The organism is Vibrio wakamikoensis, assembly GCF_050337275.1.
Classification (GTDB): Bacteria; Pseudomonadota; Gammaproteobacteria; order Enterobacterales; family Vibrionaceae; genus Vibrio; species Vibrio chaetopteri.
Genome location: NZ_JAKJST010000019.1, coordinates 31,745 through 51,292, shown reverse-complemented (window position 1 = coordinate 51,292; position 19,548 = coordinate 31,745). Strand labels below are relative to the sequence as shown.

At 46.5% G+C, this 19,548-nt stretch carries 14 protein-coding genes and 2 pseudogenes; 11 read left to right on the top strand and 5 right to left on the bottom strand.

The features are described 5' to 3' along the window. Positions 1-69: 69 nt before the first annotated feature. Positions 70-1,473 (bottom strand): H(+)/Cl(-) exchange transporter ClcA, encoded by a 1,404-nt coding sequence (gene clcA / locus L4C42_RS10705; protein ID WP_429760451.1) that lies wholly within the window; start codon positions 1,471-1,473, stop codon positions 70-72. Positions 1,474-2,014: 541 nt separating this feature from the next. Here clcA and L4C42_RS10700 point away from each other — a divergent pair. The 11 genes and pseudogenes from L4C42_RS10700 (at position 2,015) to L4C42_RS10650 (ending at position 14,112) form a co-directional block, all read left to right on the top strand. Beyond that, the gene (locus L4C42_RS10700; RefSeq protein ID WP_429760449.1) at positions 2,015-3,010 is read left to right on the top strand and encodes a CobW family GTP-binding protein; all 996 of its coding nucleotides are present in this window, start codon (positions 2,015-2,017) and stop codon (positions 3,008-3,010) included. Between the two features lie 170 nt (positions 3,011-3,180). Beyond that, a complete protein-coding gene (locus L4C42_RS10695) occupies positions 3,181-5,457 on the top strand; it encodes a multiheme c-type cytochrome (protein ID WP_429760447.1) in 2,277 nt (758 codons plus the stop codon). Between the two features lie 115 nt (positions 5,458-5,572). Further along, positions 5,573-6,158 (top strand): annotated as a pseudogene (locus L4C42_RS10690) (AAA family ATPase); the annotation flags it as partial. Between the two features lie 65 nt (positions 6,159-6,223). Continuing rightward, a pseudogene (locus tag L4C42_RS10685) lies at positions 6,224-6,571 on the top strand (AAA family ATPase); the annotation flags it as partial. Positions 6,572-6,589: 18 nt separating this feature from the next. Next, a complete protein-coding gene (locus L4C42_RS10680) occupies positions 6,590-7,549 on the top strand; it encodes a DUF58 domain-containing protein (protein ID WP_353499497.1) in 960 nt (319 codons plus the stop codon). After that, the gene (locus L4C42_RS10675) at positions 7,546-8,124 is read left to right on the top strand and encodes a DUF4381 domain-containing protein (protein ID WP_429760445.1); all 579 of its coding nucleotides are present in this window, start codon (positions 7,546-7,548) and stop codon (positions 8,122-8,124) included. Before L4C42_RS10680 ends, L4C42_RS10675 begins: the two co-directional genes overlap by 4 nt. Beyond that, a complete protein-coding gene (locus L4C42_RS10670; protein ID WP_429760443.1) occupies positions 8,121-9,161 on the top strand; it encodes a VWA domain-containing protein in 1,041 nt (346 codons plus the stop codon). The genes L4C42_RS10675 and L4C42_RS10670 overlap by 4 nt, the downstream gene beginning before the upstream one ends. After that, the gene (locus L4C42_RS10665) at positions 9,158-10,840 is read left to right on the top strand and encodes a vWA domain-containing protein (protein WP_429760441.1); all 1,683 of its coding nucleotides are present in this window, start codon (positions 9,158-9,160) and stop codon (positions 10,838-10,840) included. Before L4C42_RS10670 ends, L4C42_RS10665 begins: the two co-directional genes overlap by 4 nt. Beyond that, positions 10,837-12,186: a hypothetical protein gene (locus tag L4C42_RS10660; protein WP_418642901.1), complete on the top strand. Its 1,350-nt coding sequence runs from the start codon at positions 10,837-10,839 to the stop codon at positions 12,184-12,186. Before L4C42_RS10665 ends, L4C42_RS10660 begins: the two co-directional genes overlap by 4 nt. A gap of 27 nt (positions 12,187-12,213) precedes the next feature. After that, positions 12,214-13,122: a LysR family transcriptional regulator gene (locus L4C42_RS10655; RefSeq protein ID WP_353499492.1), complete on the top strand. Its 909-nt coding sequence runs from the start codon at positions 12,214-12,216 to the stop codon at positions 13,120-13,122. 27 nt (positions 13,123-13,149) lie between these two features. Next, complete coding sequence (locus tag L4C42_RS10650) at positions 13,150-14,112, top strand: Gfo/Idh/MocA family protein (protein WP_418642902.1); 963 nt, start codon at positions 13,150-13,152, stop codon at positions 14,110-14,112. Positions 14,113-14,771: 659 nt separating this feature from the next. On the opposite strand, the gene choV is transcribed toward L4C42_RS10650, so the two are convergent. The 4 genes from choV to betA all read right to left on the bottom strand — a co-directional run bounded on the left by choV (position 14,772) and on the right by betA (position 19,546). Next, the gene (gene choV / locus L4C42_RS10645) at positions 14,772-15,959 is read right to left on the bottom strand and encodes a choline ABC transporter ATP-binding protein (protein ID WP_353499481.1); all 1,188 of its coding nucleotides are present in this window, start codon (positions 15,957-15,959) and stop codon (positions 14,772-14,774) included. A gap of 2 nt (positions 15,960-15,961) precedes the next feature. Further along, complete coding sequence (gene choW, locus L4C42_RS10640) at positions 15,962-16,804, bottom strand: choline ABC transporter permease subunit (protein ID WP_112462552.1); 843 nt, start codon at positions 16,802-16,804, stop codon at positions 15,962-15,964. Positions 16,805-16,880: 76 nt separating this feature from the next. Next, positions 16,881-17,819, bottom strand: coding sequence for a choline ABC transporter substrate-binding protein (locus L4C42_RS10635; RefSeq protein WP_353499480.1), 939 nt, complete (start codon positions 17,817-17,819; stop codon positions 16,881-16,883). 35 nt (positions 17,820-17,854) lie between these two features. Then, positions 17,855-19,546, bottom strand: a complete 1,692-nt coding sequence (gene betA / locus L4C42_RS10630; RefSeq protein WP_353499479.1) for a choline dehydrogenase — start codon at positions 19,544-19,546, stop codon at positions 17,855-17,857. Positions 19,547-19,548: the final 2 nt, after the last annotated feature.

Sequence of the window (19,548 nt, the reverse complement as noted above, 5' to 3'; positions counted from 1 at the left end):
AATAGCAGTCTAGCCGTCTAATTATACATGCTTTTTGAAGAGACGAAACCATCACCATAGTTTGTGAGGTTAGTTTGTTTCTTTTCTCGGCAAATCTTCCTGACGCAGTTTCTCATTTTTTAGTGTTCTGTGTAGCAACTGGCTGTAGATTGGTTGGCCTCCAAGCATCTGGGCGACAATCGTTGCACCAAGGCCGGTAATGATGAGAGGCAGAATAAGATGGTAATTGTTGGTCATTTCAATCACCAACAAAATGCCGGTTATAGGGGCACGTACCGTAGCGGCAAATAATGCTCCCATTCCTGCAATAGCAAATACACCAGGTTCGATAGGCAACTCAGGAAATAGCGAATGTGCGACTAAACCAAACGCATAACCAAAAGAGGTACCTAGGGTTAACATAGGTGCGAATATTCCCCCAGGAGCCCCAGAACCAAAGCATATGAGCGTGGTAAGGACTCGTCCAATAAACAGAAGAATAAGGATGCCCGCACTAAAGCTGCCGTTGGTAATTTCCGGGATTAGGCCAATGCCACCGCCTGTGAGTTCAGGTACGTATAAAAGTAGTAAACCAAAACTGCCACCGATCATAGAACCAGTAAACAGAAACCTTTTGAGATCGTTTTTGTGGATACGTACAAACATATCCTGAAACAGTGTAACTAGCCGATTGAACACGACCCCAAAGCCACCAAATAATGTACCGAGCAATAGGAATAACCATAAGACAGTGAGGTCAGGCGAGTCATATTGCGGCATTGTAATAACCGCATGTTGGCCATTGATGGAGCGGAATACAATGGTAGCGGTTACCGCAGAAATGAGTACCGCTTTGATTGATATAAGCGAGTAACGAAAGTGAGGACGCATTTCTTCCACAACAAACATAATGCCAGCGAGAGGCGCGTTGAAAGCGGCTGCAAGACCACCGGCTGCGCCAGAGGCGAGAAGGGTATGTCGACTATCGTCGTTTTTAACTCGGAAAAGGTCAGTTACCATACGACCAATGTTACCGCCCATTTGAACCGTTGGGCCTTCACGTCCTAACACCATTCCGGAACCCAGGGCACCTAAGCCGCCGAAGAATTTTACCGGGAGCACACGCCACCAACGAACAGGGCGCATGTTGTCCATTGCCCCCTCAATTTCGGGAATACCGGATCCGGCAGCTTCGGGCGCAAACTTGTGCACCAAAAAATAGCCGATGAACGCCAAGAATGCGCTAATGACAAAAGCGAGCAGCCATAGAGGCAGTACAGAACCGATTTCATCTTTTAGCCAGTCAGTGCGAGTTTCAGTGACAAAGTGCACACCAATCTCAAACAAGGTACCGACGAGCCCGGCCAAGATACCAACTACGCAGGAAAGCAGTAATACCGAGATAGGCGTTTTATCGCTAGAGAGAAACTGATTAATCGTTCCTTTTGGTACGCGGGCGAGCAACGATTGTTTTATTTTCTCTCTTTTGGTCATAGGGATGAGTGCCTGTATGGAGGATTGAATCTTCAAGGTTAAAATTATACGACTTAGCAAAATTGGCAATAGTGGCAAGAATGAAAAGTAGTATTCCACTTATCACTACTTCTTATGCTTTGGTGGAAAGTTTCACCAATGCTCGACCATTTTGACGTAGGTTCAAAAGCACCACTTATTTTTAGTCTTCAGCTTGAAAAAAGTCATTTTTGTACCATAGTTAAATCGTAGGGTTCATATTCGACAAACATGGAGGATCTCATTCCCTACCTACAATTTGGATGTGCAACTTAAGAAACACATACTACTGCCTCGTTTTTATATCTCAGCCGATAGACTTGGTTCAGAGATTCGCAAACTCACGATTGAGTAACGAGGGATCAAGGCGCGCGCAAAGTGCGCCTTTTGTCGTCTATAGAAATCCGAAAATTCCCCCAACTGTTTCTGCCCCTACTATAGTTATGGCGATCCAATACCGCGGCTAGAATAGTTCAGTGCGTTAGGTATATACTTTGGTCATTGACAGACATCGAGTAAGACAATGAAAAATCAAGTACCTACTAACATCATCACTGGGTTTCTTGGCGTAGGTAAAACCACGGCCATTCTCAATTTATTAAAAGAAAAACCGCAACATGAGAATTGGGCTGTATTGGTCAATGAATTTGGTGAAGTCGGCATCGACGGCGCCATGATGGCAGAAGGCGGAGCCATGATTAAAGAGGTACCGGGCGGTTGTATGTGTTGTACAGCGGGAGTACCCATGTCGGTGGGTATCAATGCGCTGCTCAGACAAAAGCCTGATCGCCTGATTATCGAGCCAACTGGCCTTGGTCATCCTAAGCAAGTGATTAAAACACTAACCTCAGAACAATACCAAAATTACATTGATTTGAGAGCGACCATTGCGCTGGTAGATCCACGTAATTTGTCTGATGAGCGCCATCTTGAAAACAATAATTTTAACGACCAGTTAGCATCGGCAGAAGTCATCATTGGTAATAAGGTTGATGAGTGCAGTGCACAAGATATCGACGTATTCAATGACTGGGTGACAGATCAGCAACCCGCTAAGATATTTCATAAACTGGTGAAAAACGGCCAACTTCCTCTTGAACTGCTAGATCTCGAAAGGCGAGAGGCTTCGGTAGAGGGAAATGGTCATGCTCATCATCACGACCACGACCATAGTGATTTAGAGCCAGTATTTGAACTGCCGCCAGAGAAGCCATTTATCCGCCGTGAAAACCAAGGCCAAGGTTATTTTAGTTGTGGCTGGATTGTTGGTGAGGAGCACAAGTTCAATTTCGACGAGCTGTTTTCACTGTTCAGTGACCTTAACGCGGAGCGTGTCAAAGCAGTCGTCAATACCGATAAAGGCTGCTTTGCATTCAACGTCGCGAAACGAGTCGTATCTGTTAATCAGATGTCACTTGAGGGCTATGAATCGCGCATTGAAGTTATTGATTCGCAATTGATGCCATGGGAAGACTTGGAAGGCATCCTGTTGAGGCTTTGCGGTTTGAACGACGCATAATATCGTAATGAAACACTGAGCATTACAGATTAATTAACGAGAGAGGCGAAATGCCTCTCTTTTTTTGTGGAAAGTGAGTAAATCCGCTGGTGAAGCTTGCCGGATGTCCATTCTAGACTATTGTTATTATTGAAATAACAATAACTTGCAAACAAGCAAAGGAATGTCGGATGGGCGTAGTGGTTCGGGTGGTTAGCGCTGTGATCATACTGCTGGCAAGCGTGAGTTCATATGGAAATGAAACCAAGTCGTCGATGGCGAGCGGTGGGCAAGCGAGTTACGTCGGAAGTGACGCTTGCATTGAGTGTCACCAGAAAGAAGTAGAGCAATGGAAAGGCTCTGATCATGAGCGAGCAATGGATCACGCTACTTCACAAAGCGTGTTAGGAGACTTCGACAACGCCACGTTTGAGTTTAAAGGCGAGGAGAATCGGTTTTTTAGAAAAGGTGAGCAGTTCTGGGTCAATATCCAAGGTCCAGATGGTCAGTTTTATGACTACCAAATTGCCTACACATTTGGCCATTATCCGCTTCAACAATACATGGTTGAATTTGAGGATGGCCGCGTTCAATTGATCCCGTTTACCTGGGACTCTAGAAATAAGGAGCAAGGTGGTCAACGTTGGTATCACCTTTATCCCGATACAACGAGCAGCGATGAGTTCTATTGGACAAATACAGGGCAAAACTGGAACTTTATGTGTGCCGATTGCCACTCAACGAACCTCGAAAAGAACTACGACAAAGAATCCAATACCTACGCGTCAAGCTGGTCTGAAATCACGGTGGGGTGTGAGGCCTGCCATGGTCCAGCAAGTGTGCATGTCACCTTGTCTAAGCAAAAGAACCCTAAACAATTTACTATAGATAATCACTATGGGTTTGACCGTGATCTCTCCAAAGCGGTATCTGAGTGGGTTTACCAAGAGGGAAATTCGACCCTTCAACCTAAGTCAATCCAAGAGACCCAACAAGTCAAAGTGTGCGCTCAATGCCACAGTCGCCGAGTGCAACTGTCTGAGCAATACGATCACGTTCAAGGGGATTTATTTGATAGATACCTAGTCTCGAATCTAACGCCTGAGCTATATCATTCTGATGGTCAGATTTATGATGAAGTTTATGTTTTCGGTTCGTTTGAACAATCAAAAATGGCGCAAAAAGGTGTGACGTGTGCTAACTGTCACGATCCACACACGGCCGAACTCAAAATTCCAGAACAAGCGGTCTGTGCTCAGTGCCATGTTGCATCGGAATACACTCCAGAAAAACACACCTTTCATGAGGCTGGTAGCGAAGCGAGTCAATGCACGACTTGCCATATGCCCGAGACGACTTACATGGGAGTAGATCCAAGACGCGATCATAGCTGGCATGTACCCAGACCAGGCATGAGCAAGCACATCGGCACTCCAAATGTCTGTGCTTCTTGCCATGAGGACAAGGAGGATGATTGGGCAGTTCAAACCTTAGCTAAGTGGTTCCCCGAGTCGAGCTATCAGAACAGCCAGCATTATGGCATTGCATTTTATGCGGCAGACATCGGTCACCCATCGGCAGCTGATGCGCTTTCCTATATAGCGCAAGACATTAACCAAGCGTCGATTGTAAGAGCATCTGCATTACAAAGAATGGCGAACTACCAAGGGCAAAATAGCTTAATCGCGCTGGGTAGAGCCGTTAAAAATAGTGAGGCCATGATTCGAATAGGGGCGATTCAGGGTAGCGCTCCTTATCCCGCTCACCAGCGCTGGCAGATCATTTCACCGTTACTTGATGACGATGTTCTCGCTGTTCGAGCAGAAGCGGCCGGCGCGTTGGCGCAATATTGGCGCGAGCTAAATCCACTTCAAAAAGATCAGTTGAAACAACCGCTAAAAGAATACATTGGTATTCAGCAGTACAACGCAGACCGAGGCTTTGGCCGCACAAACCTTGGCAATGTGTATGCCGCCCAAGGCAAGACGGAGCTTGCTATTAATGAATACCAAGGGGCGATTAGCATTGAACCCTATTTTGAAAACAGTTACATCAATCTTGCCGATCTGTATCGAGGGCAGGGGGACGAAGCGTCGGCGGATAAAACACTCGCGCTTGGTATCAAAAATCAACCAAAATCGGCAGCTATTCATTACAGCGCAGCGTTGTCAAAGCTTCGTCAAGGCGACAAAGCCACGGCTAGCCAACTGCTTAATAAGGCGACACAGCTAGAAGCAAATAATCCCCAGTATTGGTTTGTGTTTGGGTTAGCAATGGAAACGGCTGACGTTAACGTCTCACTCAAAGCGGTTGATAAGGCCTATCAGTTGAGTAGAAATCCAGAGCACCTGTTTTCTAAGTGCGACTTAATGCTTAAGCATAAGCACCAAGGTGCCGCACAGTGTCTCAACCAGTTATCGAAGTTGGCACCACCAGAAGTTATACAGCAGCTAAAATCACGTTATTAACAATGAAAAAGCATTACCTCTATAACCAAAAGTTATAGAGTGACTAAGTAGTATTAAGTCAATTATCGAGGTCTATTCATTTAAACAAAGACGAGCAAGCAAAAGGTGTGAACCCATGAATCAAGCGCAAACAGAACTTAACCGCCTAGTGACAGAAGTGGGAAAATCAGTGATTGGCCAACAACACGTGGTAACAGCGCTGGTGGTCGGCTTGATTACCAACGGCCACATCTTGCTTGAAGGCTTGCCCGGTACCGCAAAGACTCGCTCAATTAAGTCGCTGGCCGAGCGGTTAAATACCAGTTTTGGACGTATTCAGTTCACCCCAGACCTACTCCCTTCCGACGTTACAGGTACTGAGATATACCAAGACGTAGATGGCAAACCTCAGCTTCATTTTCAAGCTGGTCCGATTTTCAATAGCATCGTTTTAGCCGATGAAATCAACCGTGCCCCTGCAAAAGTACAAGCCGCGCTCCTTGAGGCTATGGCGGAAGGTACAGTCACCGTGGGTGGTGATAGCCATAAATTGCCAGAACTGTTTATGGTGTTGGCAACGCAAAACCCGATTGAGCAAGAAGGTACCTACCCACTGCCAGAAGCGCAGATGGATCGCTTCATCATGAAAGTGACGGTGGATTACCCAGAAGATGAAGCTGAGCGCGACATCATTCGGTTGGTACGAAATGAGGAGCGCGCAGTAGGTGGCGTTAACAGCTCGAAGCCAGCGGATGAATCGGAGTCAGTGACAATCTCAACCGATTCCGTGTTTGCTGCAAGGCGTGAAATGCCAGAGATTGAAGTTTCAGAACTGGTTGAAAACTACATTGTTAACCTTGTTATGGCGACAAGACAGCCCGAGCGCTACCCAGAATCGTCACTCGCAGATTGGATTCTTGTTGGCTCATCGCCGCGCGCTTCTATTGCTCTAGATAAGTGCAGCCGAGCTTATGCTTGGTTACAGGGTCGCAATTATGTCGAACCTGATGATGTAAGAGCGGTTGCCAATATGGTACTTGGCCATAGAATTGCATTGTCCTATAACGCACTGGCTGAACAAGTGACGCAGCAAGATGTTGTTAGTCACTTGCTTGATGTTGTGGCTATTGGCTAAGTCATTCGAGGTACTTCTATGGCTTCTAAACACGCTAATAATCACGATCATCGAATCCACACCTCGTATGAGCGCTTGGTTAATCTGCAATCACAGGTTCAGTCGTTTTCGTTGTTGCCACATTTAGTTGCTCAATCGCGAATGTCAGGACGACATGGTTCGCCTTTTCGTGGGCGTGGTCTTAATTTTGAGGAGCTTCGCCACTATCAAATGGGCGATGATATTCGCAACCTCGATTGGAAAGTCACCATGCGCACAGGCAAGCCCCATGTTCGCACTTACACAGAGGAAAAAGACCGCAACTTTATTCTCTGTGTTGACCAGCGCAGTGGGATGTATTTTTCCTCCGTCGATACCATGAAATCTGTGGTTGCTACCGAGATAGCAGCACTGTCCGCGTGGCGCATTTTAAAAGATAACGATCGGGTCGGTTTTATTATTAGCCGATCGAATCAGATTGAATATCTAAAACCGCAACGCTCTCAAAATCATTTGTTACACGCTCTAAAACGATTGAATGACGCGAACCATACGTTGGATATCGCCAGCGAGGATAGTGAGCGTGCGAACTTTTCTTCAACCATTCGAATGCTAGGAAACCTAGCGCTCAAGAATGCCACCATTTTGTTTATCAGTGACTGGTCAGGCGCGACTGAGTTTGATTTGGATAGGCTCAAGTACCTTCAGCAGCACAATGATATTTTGAGTGTGGTGATTTCCGACCCATTGGAAGCTGCTTTACCAGCCGATATTTTAGATTCTGCTTCGTTGGTGTTTGGAGATGGAAAATATCAGCTGAGTGTGACGGAAAAAACCAAATTGAACAAAGCGAACCAAGGTTTAAAAGCACACGCTCATCATCGCCTGGAAAAGCTTGAGCAATTGATGGCTATGAAGCGATTGCCCGTTATAGAACTATCAACAGATGGCCAGCATATTGATGCCTTCAAACGAGCTGTCGGAGGCTTTACATCATGACCCAAGTTGCCCCGAGTTCCTATATTCTTCGCAATATGTCAGAAGTCCCAAATCCTGATGCCATCTCTTGGTTTCCTCAAACCTTGGGTTGGCAGGTTTTGGCCTTGTTGATTGTTGCCTTCATCATTTACAAATTCGCGCTCGCATATTGTAACAAGCAGATGCAGCGTTATCGAAAAGAAGCAAAGCAGGTATTGGAAATGCATCGCCACACCGATGAAATGCCACTGGTTTGCTACGACGTGCTAAAAAGCACGTTTCACTATTTGTATCCAAACCAGCCACAGCAATTTAACCGAGCTTGGCTATCGACCTTGGGTCAAACATCAGGCGAAAATCTATCGAGCGAACTGGATCTAGATTTAGGCGCAAAGTGGCTGAAAACGCTGGTCACTCGATCCGTAGTATTAACTGACCAAGAAGCTAAGCAGGTTTACAACATGGTTTGTCTTTGGGTTGATAAACATACGACACCAACATGGCTTAAGCAACATTGGTCATTGAGTGCCACGATTTCGCGAGCCTTGAACAAAACCAAGCGTCTTATTTCTAGCGCAATGGGAGAGACGTCATGAGTTGGGACAGTCTTTCTTTAACTCATCCTTTATGGCTACTGCTGCTACCACTGCCGATCTTAGTTTATCGATTAGTGCCTGCGTACAAAACGAAGCAGAGCGCCATTAAGGTACCGTTTTTCCAAAGCCTATTAGACATTCTTGGGGAAGAGCCTGAGCAGGGCGCAAGCCAGCTAAACCCGTCGTGGTGGCAACGGGCTATTTTGGTTATATCGTGGATATTATTAGTTTTCGCAATGACCAAACCGACCGTGTTAGGTGAGCCTCAAACCCGTGAGAAGCTCGGTCGTGATGTTATGGTTGCCGTCGATCTCTCCGGGTCGATGTCTGAAATGGACTTTCTATCACCGGATGGACAAGCTATTTCCAGACTTGACGCAGTAAAAGGTGTACTAACGGATTTTGTCGCAACGCGTGATGGAGACCGTCTTGGTCTGATTCTTTTTGGTGATGCCGCCTATTTGCAAACCCCATTTACTGCAGACCACGATGTTTGGCTTGCACTATTGAACCAAACCGAAGTGGCGATGGCAGGGCAAAGTACTCACCTAGGGGATGCGATTGGCCTTGCGATTAAGGTGTTCGAGCAATCACAGGGGGAAGCTGAACGCGAAAAAGTGGTGATCGTGTTAACCGATGGCAATGACACAGGAAGCTTTGTTGAGCCCAAAGATGCCGCAACGGTAGCGGCAGCGAAACAGGTACGGATTCATGTTATTGCGATGGGTGATCCAGAAACCGTTGGTGAACAGGCACTTGACATGCAAACCATAGAAAACATTGCTAATTCATCAGGTGGTCAAGCATTTCAGGCGATGGATCAAGAGGCCTTGCAACAAGCCTATCAAGCCATAGGAGAGCTGGAGCCGAAATTGTACGAAAGCACACAGTATCGACCGAAACAAACCGTTCACCAATACCTAATTATGATCGTCGTTGTACTGTATTTAATCGCATTTTCGGCGGCAACGATACGTCGTTCCTTGTTCACAGCGAATCAAAATGCAGAAACTAAACAGCAGGAGAGCGAGTCATGAGCAGTTTGGCTATTGAGCAGTTCTTCTCTCAGTTTCATTTTATGCGCCCGATCTGGCTATTAGCGTTTGTTCCGCTGGGATTATTGCTGCTACTTCGCTGGCGCCGAGAAACAACCGCTGCTTGGAAAACGATTATCCCCGAGCATTTGCAAAAGGCACTCATCATAGGAGAGCAGGGCTGGAAGAGTCAGCTACCACTCAAGTTGCTTAGTGCTATTTTAAGCATTGCTATTGTTATTTGCGCAGGGCCCACATGGGAGCGTGAAGCTTCTCCATTTGGCGAGGACCAAGGGGCGCTTGCCATTGTGCTTGATGTCAGCACATCTATGGATCAAACAGACCTACCGCCGTCACGTTTAGAGCGAGCAAAATACAAGATTCGAGATCTATTGGAAGCGAGAAAAGGGGGCAAAACGTCGCTCATTGTTTTCGGTGGCAGTGCTCATACTGCGACGCCGATGACACAAGACAATCAAGTCTTCTTGCCATTCCTCAATGCGATCACACCTGAAGTGATTCCAGTGCAGGGAAAGAGTGTCCAATCGGCAATACCTGAGCTTCAATCACAGTTAAAAAACTATCCTTCGGCTTCGATTTTGATTGTTTCTGATGGTGTCTCTCAAGAAGGGATCAAACGCTATCAAGATGCTTTTCAAGACACGAATCAATTGGTGATGGTATTGGCTGTGGGTAACGATGCTATTCATAGTAGCTCGGCGACCGACTGGGACAGTTTGAAGCAACTGGCCAGTGCAACCGATGGTCGTTACTACGCATTGACTACGGACGATAGCGATATCAACAGTATTGCGTCCGATGTTGAGCGTCATATGCAGATCTCGGGAGAGTCGGCGATGCCGTGGCGGGACATGGGATACTACCTAGTGTTTCCAGTGATGCTGTTGGCGTTGCTGTGGTTTAGAAAAGGTTGGTTGGTTCAATGGGCGATTCTTGCCACGTTAATCAGCCCCAATATTTTCCTAAATCAAGCCCATGCAGAGACAGTTTCCGCTGTTGCAAGCAGCGAACAGATCACAGAGCCGAAATCGGCCGTCGAAGAACTTTGGGACAGTGCGACACAAACTTGGATGGATTTATGGCTGACACCAGAGCAGCAAGGCCAGTGGTACTTTAACCGAGGGGAATTCATCAAAGCGGCAAATCATTTTCAGGAGCCAATGAATAAGGGCATCGCTTTTTACTATGGACGCGATTTTGCCTCGGCGCAGTCCCAATTTATACAAGTACAGGGCGATGAACGAGCGGTTCTTTATCTAGGAAACACCTTAGCAAGACAACGAGAATATCTTGCAGCACGAAATCTCTATAAAGATCTTATCGAGAAAACCAAAGATGAGAGTATCGCTGCGGTGGCAAAACAAAACTATCAAGCCATGAGTGAACTGGTGGATGAGATTAATCGTGTCAGTGAGAGCCAGTCCGGCACCACAGATGGTCCAGAAGAGTCTATGGAGCTTGGAGACAACCCAAGAACGGCTGACGGAGCTGAAGAAAATACCGCCTCAGAGCTGATGTTAAAAGAAACCTTGAACGCGAACGAGATATTGGGAAGTGAGGAACTTGCAGATAAATGGCTGCGTAAAGTTGAAGCAGACCCGAAAAACTTTTTGCGAAACAAATTCCAAATCCAACTTCGTGAGCATGGGAGCCAGCAATGAACATCGTTAAGTTAGCGAAACTCTTTACTCAAGCGGGTTCACTGTTATTTCTGGCCTTGATGATCTTGCTAGTCCCGATTTCGGCGCAGGCGAGTATGACTATCAATCAGTTGCAAAGAGAAGGTGGCGTAGAGATAACCTCTTGGCTTAGCAAAGGTGACAACGCATCCGAGCCGGCCGCGATACGCGAACAAGTTATTCTTTATATCGAGGTTGCCACACCGAGGTGGTTTACTGGCGGTACGCGTATCTCTGGCTTTGGTATGCCGGATTTGATTGTGAAGCAGCGCAATCAACTTGCAACTAACTACACGGAACGTAAAGACGGTCAGACATGGTCGCGCCAACGCTGGGAAATAACCTTATATCCTCAGCAAAGTGGAGAATATCGATTACCCAAAGTGCCCGTTAGAGTTCAAGTATCGGCTCCGGATGGTTCAAATGTCTCTGGGACACTGTATACCGAACCGATGTCACTGTTTACTTATCTTCCGGATGCGTCGTTTACTCAAGACGAAGCTTGGTTCTCTGCCAATCATGTCAAAGTGCAGGAATCCTGGAGTGCGTCGTCCGAAGATCTGCATGCAGGAGACAGTATCGTAAGGACTCTCGAAGTTGAAGCTGACGACACACTCTCTATTATGTTGCCGCCACTGAGTGATGACAGCATTGCTGGCGTGAAAGCGTATCCGAAACCCAGTGTCTTATCAGACAGCCAAACGCGCGGCGTATACAAATCAAAACGAGTCGATGAGGTCACTTACATTGTTACCACAGGCGGCGAGGTGGTTTTTCCAGAGCAAGTCGTTCGCTGGTGGGATGTCGAAACGCAATCTGTACAGACTGTGACTTTGGAAGCTAAAAAAGTGCGGGTTGCTCACACTTGGCGTTCACTTTTCAATACGTATAAAACTGAATTCGTTATACTTTCGATTATCGCCTTAGCGCTGTTACTGGTTTTGAGATTGACTTATCGATTCTTTAAAACTCACCCGACCCCACCTTGGTGGGAGTTGGCTCAAGCGATTCGTCATCGTGATTGGCCGAGTGTTAGGCGTTTGATTTACAGAAAAGGCCGCCAAGTGAGCGGTGAAGTCGAACTCAAAAAAATGCGCAGCGATGCTTCTTGGCAACAAGCCAGTCAAGGGGTGCAAGATGATAGGTTAGATGCCTCGCAAAGTCGTTGGATGTGGCGTCAACTAAAGGACCCGAAGCCGAGTTACTTAAAGCACGCCTCACCAAAGGCTGGTTCACCAAAGTCTAGTTTTCTAGAACATAGCGCTTCGAGAAAAAGCGAGAGTCAATTCGTACTAAAAGGTTTAGATAGGTGGCGAAAACCGAGCTAAGCCTTTGCAGGTGATAAAAAGGTAATAATGAAAAACACCGAGCTCAACCTTATCCCAGTCTTTGTAGCCATCTATGAAGAGCAGAGTCTATCCAGTGCCGCGACACGTTTAGGTATTAGTCAGCCTGCGGTAAGTAAGGCACTCAAGCGATTACGAGAGATATATGAAGACTCCTTGTTTCATCGCAATGCCAGTGGCGTAGAGCCGACGACGTTTGCCAATGACATCTATCCAGCATTGGCAACGTCGCTTAAAAACTTCAATTCAACCCTAGAGGCTTCCCGAGACTTTAATCCCAAAACGTCAACCAAGACGTTTTCTATTGCTTCTGTTTCTGCCGCGAACTATGCCGTGTTGCCTGAACTGTTAGTAAGATTTGCCAAAATTGCACCCAAGGTGTCGCTGGAAGTTCACCCGCTATTTACCGAAGATCATGAGTCCGATCTGCGATTGCAACGTTATGATTTAGTCATTGATAGAACGCGTTCTGATGTGACTACACTAAAAACCAAAGAGATCTTCAAAGAGAAGCTCTATGTGGTTGCTGCCAATGATCATCCCAGACTAACTGGCGAGACAATAACAACGGACGAATATTTGGCCGAGCAACACGTCGTTATGTCTCGTTGGCAGACTCGTCAAAGTTTCTTTAGTGAAAAAGACTTTCCAGAGTTTGGTAAACGAAAAATAGTGTATCGTGCGCCCGGTGAAGTGGACATGCTCCCCGTGATCAGTCGAACGGAAGCCATTGGCCTTGTCACCCATTCGACGTTTACTAAGTTCTCACAAGGTTTGAACGTCAAAGCGTTACCAATGCCATTTGGCGCCTCTGAACATGGGCTAAGTATGGTGTGGCACCCAAGCCGAAATTCTGATTCCGCACATCAATGGCTGCGAAATCAAATTGCTAAAGTGGCCAACACCGTTAGTCAATAATTTATCTAGGAAGTAAGGAACGCATTTGTGATCAAGTGGGGTGTGATGGGACCAGGAAGGATTGCCCATAACTTTGCCAAAGGCATCGCTGTGACTGATGGTGCTGTCATTCAAGCGGTCGCGAGTAGAAACGAGAAGCGCGCTACGCAGTTTGCCGGTCAATATCAGATTGAAACCATCTATTCAGACTATCAAGCACTAACACAAGACCCAGAAGTCGACATCATCTACATTGCAACACCTCACGCCTTTCACTATGAGCAAGCCTTAATGTGCTTGAATGCTGGAAAGGCTGTAATGTGCGAAAAAGCGCTGACGATGACCGCCGAGCAATCTCGCTATTTGCATCAAGTGTCGAAAGAGCAGGGCGTGTTTATTATGGAAGCGTTTTGGTCTAAGTTTTTGCCTGCCTGGGAGCAAATACAGCACTGGAAACTAAAGATTGGCGATATCAAACTAGTTCAATCCAATTTCTGCTTTAAAGCGGAACGCAACTACAGCGATCGTTTGTTCGATCCCATTCAGGGTGGGGGAGCACTGCATGATATTGGTATTTACAATATCGCATTGTCGAATTATGTTTTTGACCAGTTGCCAATACAGTGGCAGGTTTTAGGAACTGTGGGTGAGACAGGTGTTGAAGAGAGTGTTTCCGCAGTGTTGGAATATGAAGGCGATAGCCGCGCCACATTCACCTGCAGCTTTAACGTGACTACCCCAAACACCATGACGATCTTTGGTGAACATGGTCGAATTGAAATAGCGGAGCCATTCTTTGGTGCTGAGAAAGCTACTCTTGTAACCGATAGCGCCAACGAAGTGTTTGAAATACCTCATGCAGGCGCAGGATTTGAATACCAAATTGCTGAAGCGAATGCATGTTTGCAACTTGGCAAAATTGAGAGTGGTAAGCATCCGATGCAAGCGACGATAGATACGCTAGAAATTATTGGCGAGATGCGAAGATCGTTGGGTATCGGAAGACAATAAAGTTTGATCGATTCCAATACAGATTGTCACTTTTACTCTGTCAGTTCACTTAGCAGAGATTTATGTGAACCAGCTATAGTAAACACGCCTTTGCCCCGTTTTGTGCTTCAAGCCATCTTCAAAATTGCCGTCATTCCCTTGAAAAAGGGAATCTCATTCAGCGCGTCGAAAAGCTAAATTACGTGACTTAGTCGAATGTTTTTAATTGGTTACACGTGGTTGGAGATCCTCACTTTCGTGAGGACGACGGCTATATGAGGTACGTTAGAAGCAAAACAAACTAGATTGTTTATGTCCAAATATGAGTTACACCTGTTAGGGAATAAAAATCACCGATAACCAATTTTTAACTCTAGGTGTGCGCGTTCAGTAGGTTCCGCATCGAGTGCGGAATGACGACAAATTCGGCAAATGTGCTACTAATGTCCAAAAACGTTTCAGAAAGTGATCAAACTTTAGCTTTTTATAGCCCAATGATTTCTTGAAAAGGTGCGTTTCCGATCAAAGTCTATTGTCCTCCGACATTGGGTGTGGAATAGATAATTGACCAGTGTCGTATAACTCATTGAGTAGGACACACTATTGAACAAAGAAACGCCCAAAGCTATTAGCTTTGGGCGTTTCTTTGTTCAAATACCACGATGCGCAATTTAGCGGCATTATGCGGCTTTTGTGCTTTTATAGTTGCCTAATAGAGCACGATAGAGCTCGTTATCATTGAGTACACCTAACAGCTTACCCTGTTCAGAGAGCAAAATTGGCTGCCCGCTACGGTGTTTGAGTTCAATAGCATCTCGCATGGCTATATCAGGGCTTACAACAACGACTGTAGAAGGGGAAACGTCTTCCAGCTTGTGCTGCTCGCTATCCCATTCCAACAAACTCAGGCCGGGCTGTTGAACCAATGAAAGTGAGTCTGAAGATTGTTCTACCCACACCTGCTGGCTGCAACAAACTTGTAAGCGTGAGTCTTCGCGTTTTAGCTCGCTGGTGGGTTGCATCAACGAGCGCCCCTTCAGCACGTTCAAAGGGTTGGTATGCGCGACAAAATCACGCACATAATCGTTTTCAGGATTAAGAATAATCTCTTCTGGCTTTCCATGTTGAATCAAACGACCAGATTCCATGATTGCAATGTTGTTGCCAATTTTCAGCGCTTCATCGAGGTCATGGCTGACGAACAAAATGGTTTTGTTGAGTTTTTCTTGCAGCAGGATGAGCTCGTCTTGAAGCTGGGCGCGTATCAAGGGATCAAGTGCTGAGAATGGCTCGTCCATCAATAAGATATCGGTATCCATCGCAAATGCTCTTGCGAGACCAACACGCTGCTGCATTCCGCCAGACAGTTCGTGAGGATACTTATCTTCCCATTCTGACAGACCAACCATTTCAAGTTGTTCGCGCGCTCTCATGCGGCGTTCTGATTTGCCTACACCTTGCAACTCTAAACCAAATGCCACGTTATCAAGGACAGTTAGCCAAGGCATTAAAGCAAACTTTTGAAATACCATAGATATCCGGTGAGTCCGTAAATGGCGTAAGGTGTCTTCATCACAACTAGCGAGGTCGACTTGAGCCTCGCCATTTTTGACTTCAAGGTTGCCACGAGAAATTTCGTTTAATCCATTCACAGCACGAAGCAAGCTGGATTTCCCCGAGCCTGAGAGTCCCATGAGAACGCAAATTTCCCCTTCTTTGACTGACATAGAGACATTATCAACACCGACAACTTGACCAGTTTCATCGATAATTTCTTGGCGAGACTTGCCGCTATCTAATTGATCTAGTGCCAATTGTGGTTTGTCACCAAACACGACATCGAGGTTTCGAATAGTAATCGCATCCATGATTAAGCTTCCTTTTGGTTTGGTGATTTACACAGACGATCGAGGATGATTGCCACAAGAACAATAGCCAGTCCTGCCTCAAAGCCTTGGGAGATGTTCACTGTATTCAACGCTCGAACCACAGGCTTTCCTAGGCCATCAGCACCAACAAGGGCAGCAATCACTACCATAGAAAGCGACAACATAATGCACTGAGTGACACCAGCCATTATGCTTGGCATTGCTGCGGGTAGTTCGACTTTGAATAGTAGCTTCATGCGAGTTGCACCAAACGCTTTGCCCGCTTCAACGAGTTCTTCTGGCACTTTTGTGATGCCGAGATACGTCAATCGAATTGGCGCCGCGATGGCAAAAATAATGGTAGAGATCAGCCCCGGTACGATACCAAGCCCAAATAAAACCAAGGTTGGGATCAGGTAAACGAAAGTCGGGACTGTCTGCATTAAATCGAGGATCGGTCTCAAAATGGTATACAACCAAGGACGGTGTGCGGCCATGATCCCTACAGGGACGCCAATTAATACAGAAATCGTTGTCGCGGCAAAAACCAAAACAAAGGTTTCTAGCATTTCTTGCCAGTAGCCAAGATTAAGAATGGTGAGCAGAGCACCAATAACAAATAAAACGAGTGGAATACTACGGTGCAAGTACCAAGCAAGTGCTGCGGTAATCGCAATGGGCATTGCTGGAGGCATCCACTTAAAAATATCGACAGCAAAAAGAATGATGGTCTCGAGGAAAATAGCAATCGCATCAAATAGACCCGCCGCATTAAAGGTTAACCAATCAACCCCTGCTTCCATCCATCGACCCAGTGGGATTTTGTTGTCTGTAATAAAATTCACAATACAGCCTTTGTGGTAATGATTATTCTAGCGTGTGACAAGAGGTGGGCGAGGTGCCCACCAAGCACATCATTCGTTAAGCTTTTGAGTTGATGTAGCTGTTTATTGCGCCTTGAGCGTCTTCACCAGCTAGCGTTTTCACACCTTCTAACCAGGCTTCAACTTGTTGTGGATTCGCTTTCAACCACTGCTGAGCTGCTTTCGCAGGTTTCACATTTTGGTTCAAGATCGCTTCCATCAACTCGTTTTCCATTTCTAAGCTGAATTCCAGGTTTTTTAGCAAGTTACCGACGTTTTGGCACTCATTTAGGTAGTCTTTTCGGACGTTGGTGTAAACATTGGCTCCGCCATAGTTTGGACCAAAGAAGTCATCGCCGCCGTCTAGGTAAGCCATCTCGATATTGCTGTTCATTGGGTGTGGAGCCCAGCCAAGATAGACGATCCATTGGTTGCGGCGCACAGCACGCGTGACTTGAGACACCATGCCTGCTTCACTTGATTCAACTAGGCTGAATTCCTTCAGACCAAATGCGTCACTATCGATCATTGATTGAATGAGGCGGTTGCCGTCATTGCCTGGCTCAATACCGTAGATGCGGTCTTTGAATTTGTCAGCATGCTTTGCAAGATCCGCAAAGCTTTTTACTCCAGCGTCATAAACGTATTTAGGGACCGCTAGGGTGTACTTTGCCCCTTCTAGGTTGGCACGAACGGTCTCTACTGTGCCAGCTTCACGGTATTTAGCGATATCTCCCTCCATTGTTGGCATCCAGTTGCCAAGGAAGATATCGATATCACCGTTCGCCATTGAAGAGTAGGTAACAGGGACAGACAGTAAATCCGTTTTGGTTTGGTAGCCTAAGCCTTTGAGTAGTTCAGACGTAACCGCTGTGGTGGCGGTGATATCTGTCCAACCTACGTCAGCAAAACGTACCGTTTCACATTGATTGGCATAAGCGTTCATCGCGAGGCTACTTAAAGCGAGGGTTGACAGTGTTTTTGTCATCATAGACATGGTGTTTTCCTTGTAATGGTTACTGACTTTTGAGGTTAATTTAGCTCTCTACTTGGAGCGTTAATTCTTTGTTTTTGTTGCCAATCTGGTGCGATCCAAACCAGTTGATTGGTCGATTTAAGCATTGGTTGACCCAGAATCATGTCGGCGGCACGTTCAGCCACCATGATGGTGGGCGCATTGAGGTTGCCGTTTGGAATCGTTGGGAAGATGGATGAATCAACAACACGTAAACCTTGAATTCCTCTTACGCGGCAGTATTCATCCAATACCGCCATTGGGTCATCATCGGCGCCTATTTTGCAGCTGCACGAAGGGTGATAAGCGCTTTCGACATTCTCCTTCACCCACTGGTCGATAGCGGCATCACTTGCAACCTTGCTACCTGGTTGAATCTCTTCACCACGATAATCGTCCATTGCTGGCTGCATTAAGATTTCACGAGTGAGGCGAATACAGTCTCGCCAGTCTTGCTTATCTTGTTCTGTAGAGATGTAGTTAAATTCGATCTTCGGCTTGTCTTTAGGGTCGGCGGAGGTAATGGCAATGGATCCGCGACTTTGCGGTTTATTTGGGCCAACATGAACTTGGAAGCCGTGACCATCAAAGGCAGCTTGGCCGTCATAACGCATAGCAGCAGGTAAGAAGTGATACTGGATATTCGGCCATTTCAACCCTTCGCGCGAGCGGATAAACGCACATGATTCAAAGTGATTGGTTGCCCCCAAGCCCTTGCGCGTTAAAACCCATTCAGTGCCGATGAGGCCTTTGCTAATAAGCCCAAGCTTGCTGTTAAGCGTGATAGGCTGAGAGCAATGATATTGGAAGTAGACTTCAAGGTGATCTTGCAAGTTTTCACCCACACCTGGCAGTTCGTGGGTAAGCTCAACCCCCGCTTGTTCCAATACAGCTTTCGGGCCTATGCCCGAGAGTTGCAATAGCTGGACTGAACCCACTGAGCCGGCACTTGAAATGACTTCTTGATCGGCGAACGCTTGTTTAACAGCGCCTGATTTTTCAAATTCAACGCCTATCGCTTGCTTGTTTTCAAGGAGGACTTTGTGTGCGACGACCCCCTTGATTAGCGTCAGATTAGGGCGTTTTAGTGCACGCTTTAAGTAAGCGTTGGAGGTTGAAGCTCGCACACCGCCATCAACTGTCATGTGCATTGGGCCAAAGCCCTCTTGCTGATAACCGTTGTAGTCTTGAGTTTCTGGATAGCCCGCTTCTTTACCTGCATCTATGAAGGCTTGATAAAGTGGGTTACGTTTCATGTCATTGCCATTGCACGTACCAACAGGACCACTACCACCACGGTAATTATCTTCGCCGCCAATCCAGCTTTCCGCTTTACGAAAATAGGGTAGGCAGGTTTGGTAGTTCCAGTTTTTTGCGCCGTGCTCTTCCCATTCATCAAAGTCACAAGCATGACCGCGCACATATACCATACCGTTGATGGATGAACTGCCGCCAAGTACTTTACCGCGTGGACAATGAAGCTGACGGCCATCGAGGCCTTTCTCCTGAACAGTCTCAAACTGCCAAGCATATTTCTCGGTATTCATTGGGTAAGAAAGGGCAGTGGGCATCTGGATGAAAATACTCTGATCGGAGCCACCCGCTTCAAGCAGTAGAACCTGATGTTGACCACTTTCACTTAGCCGATCCGCCAACACACAGCCGGCCGAACCCGCGCCGACGATAATATAATCGTAGCGTTGCATCATTT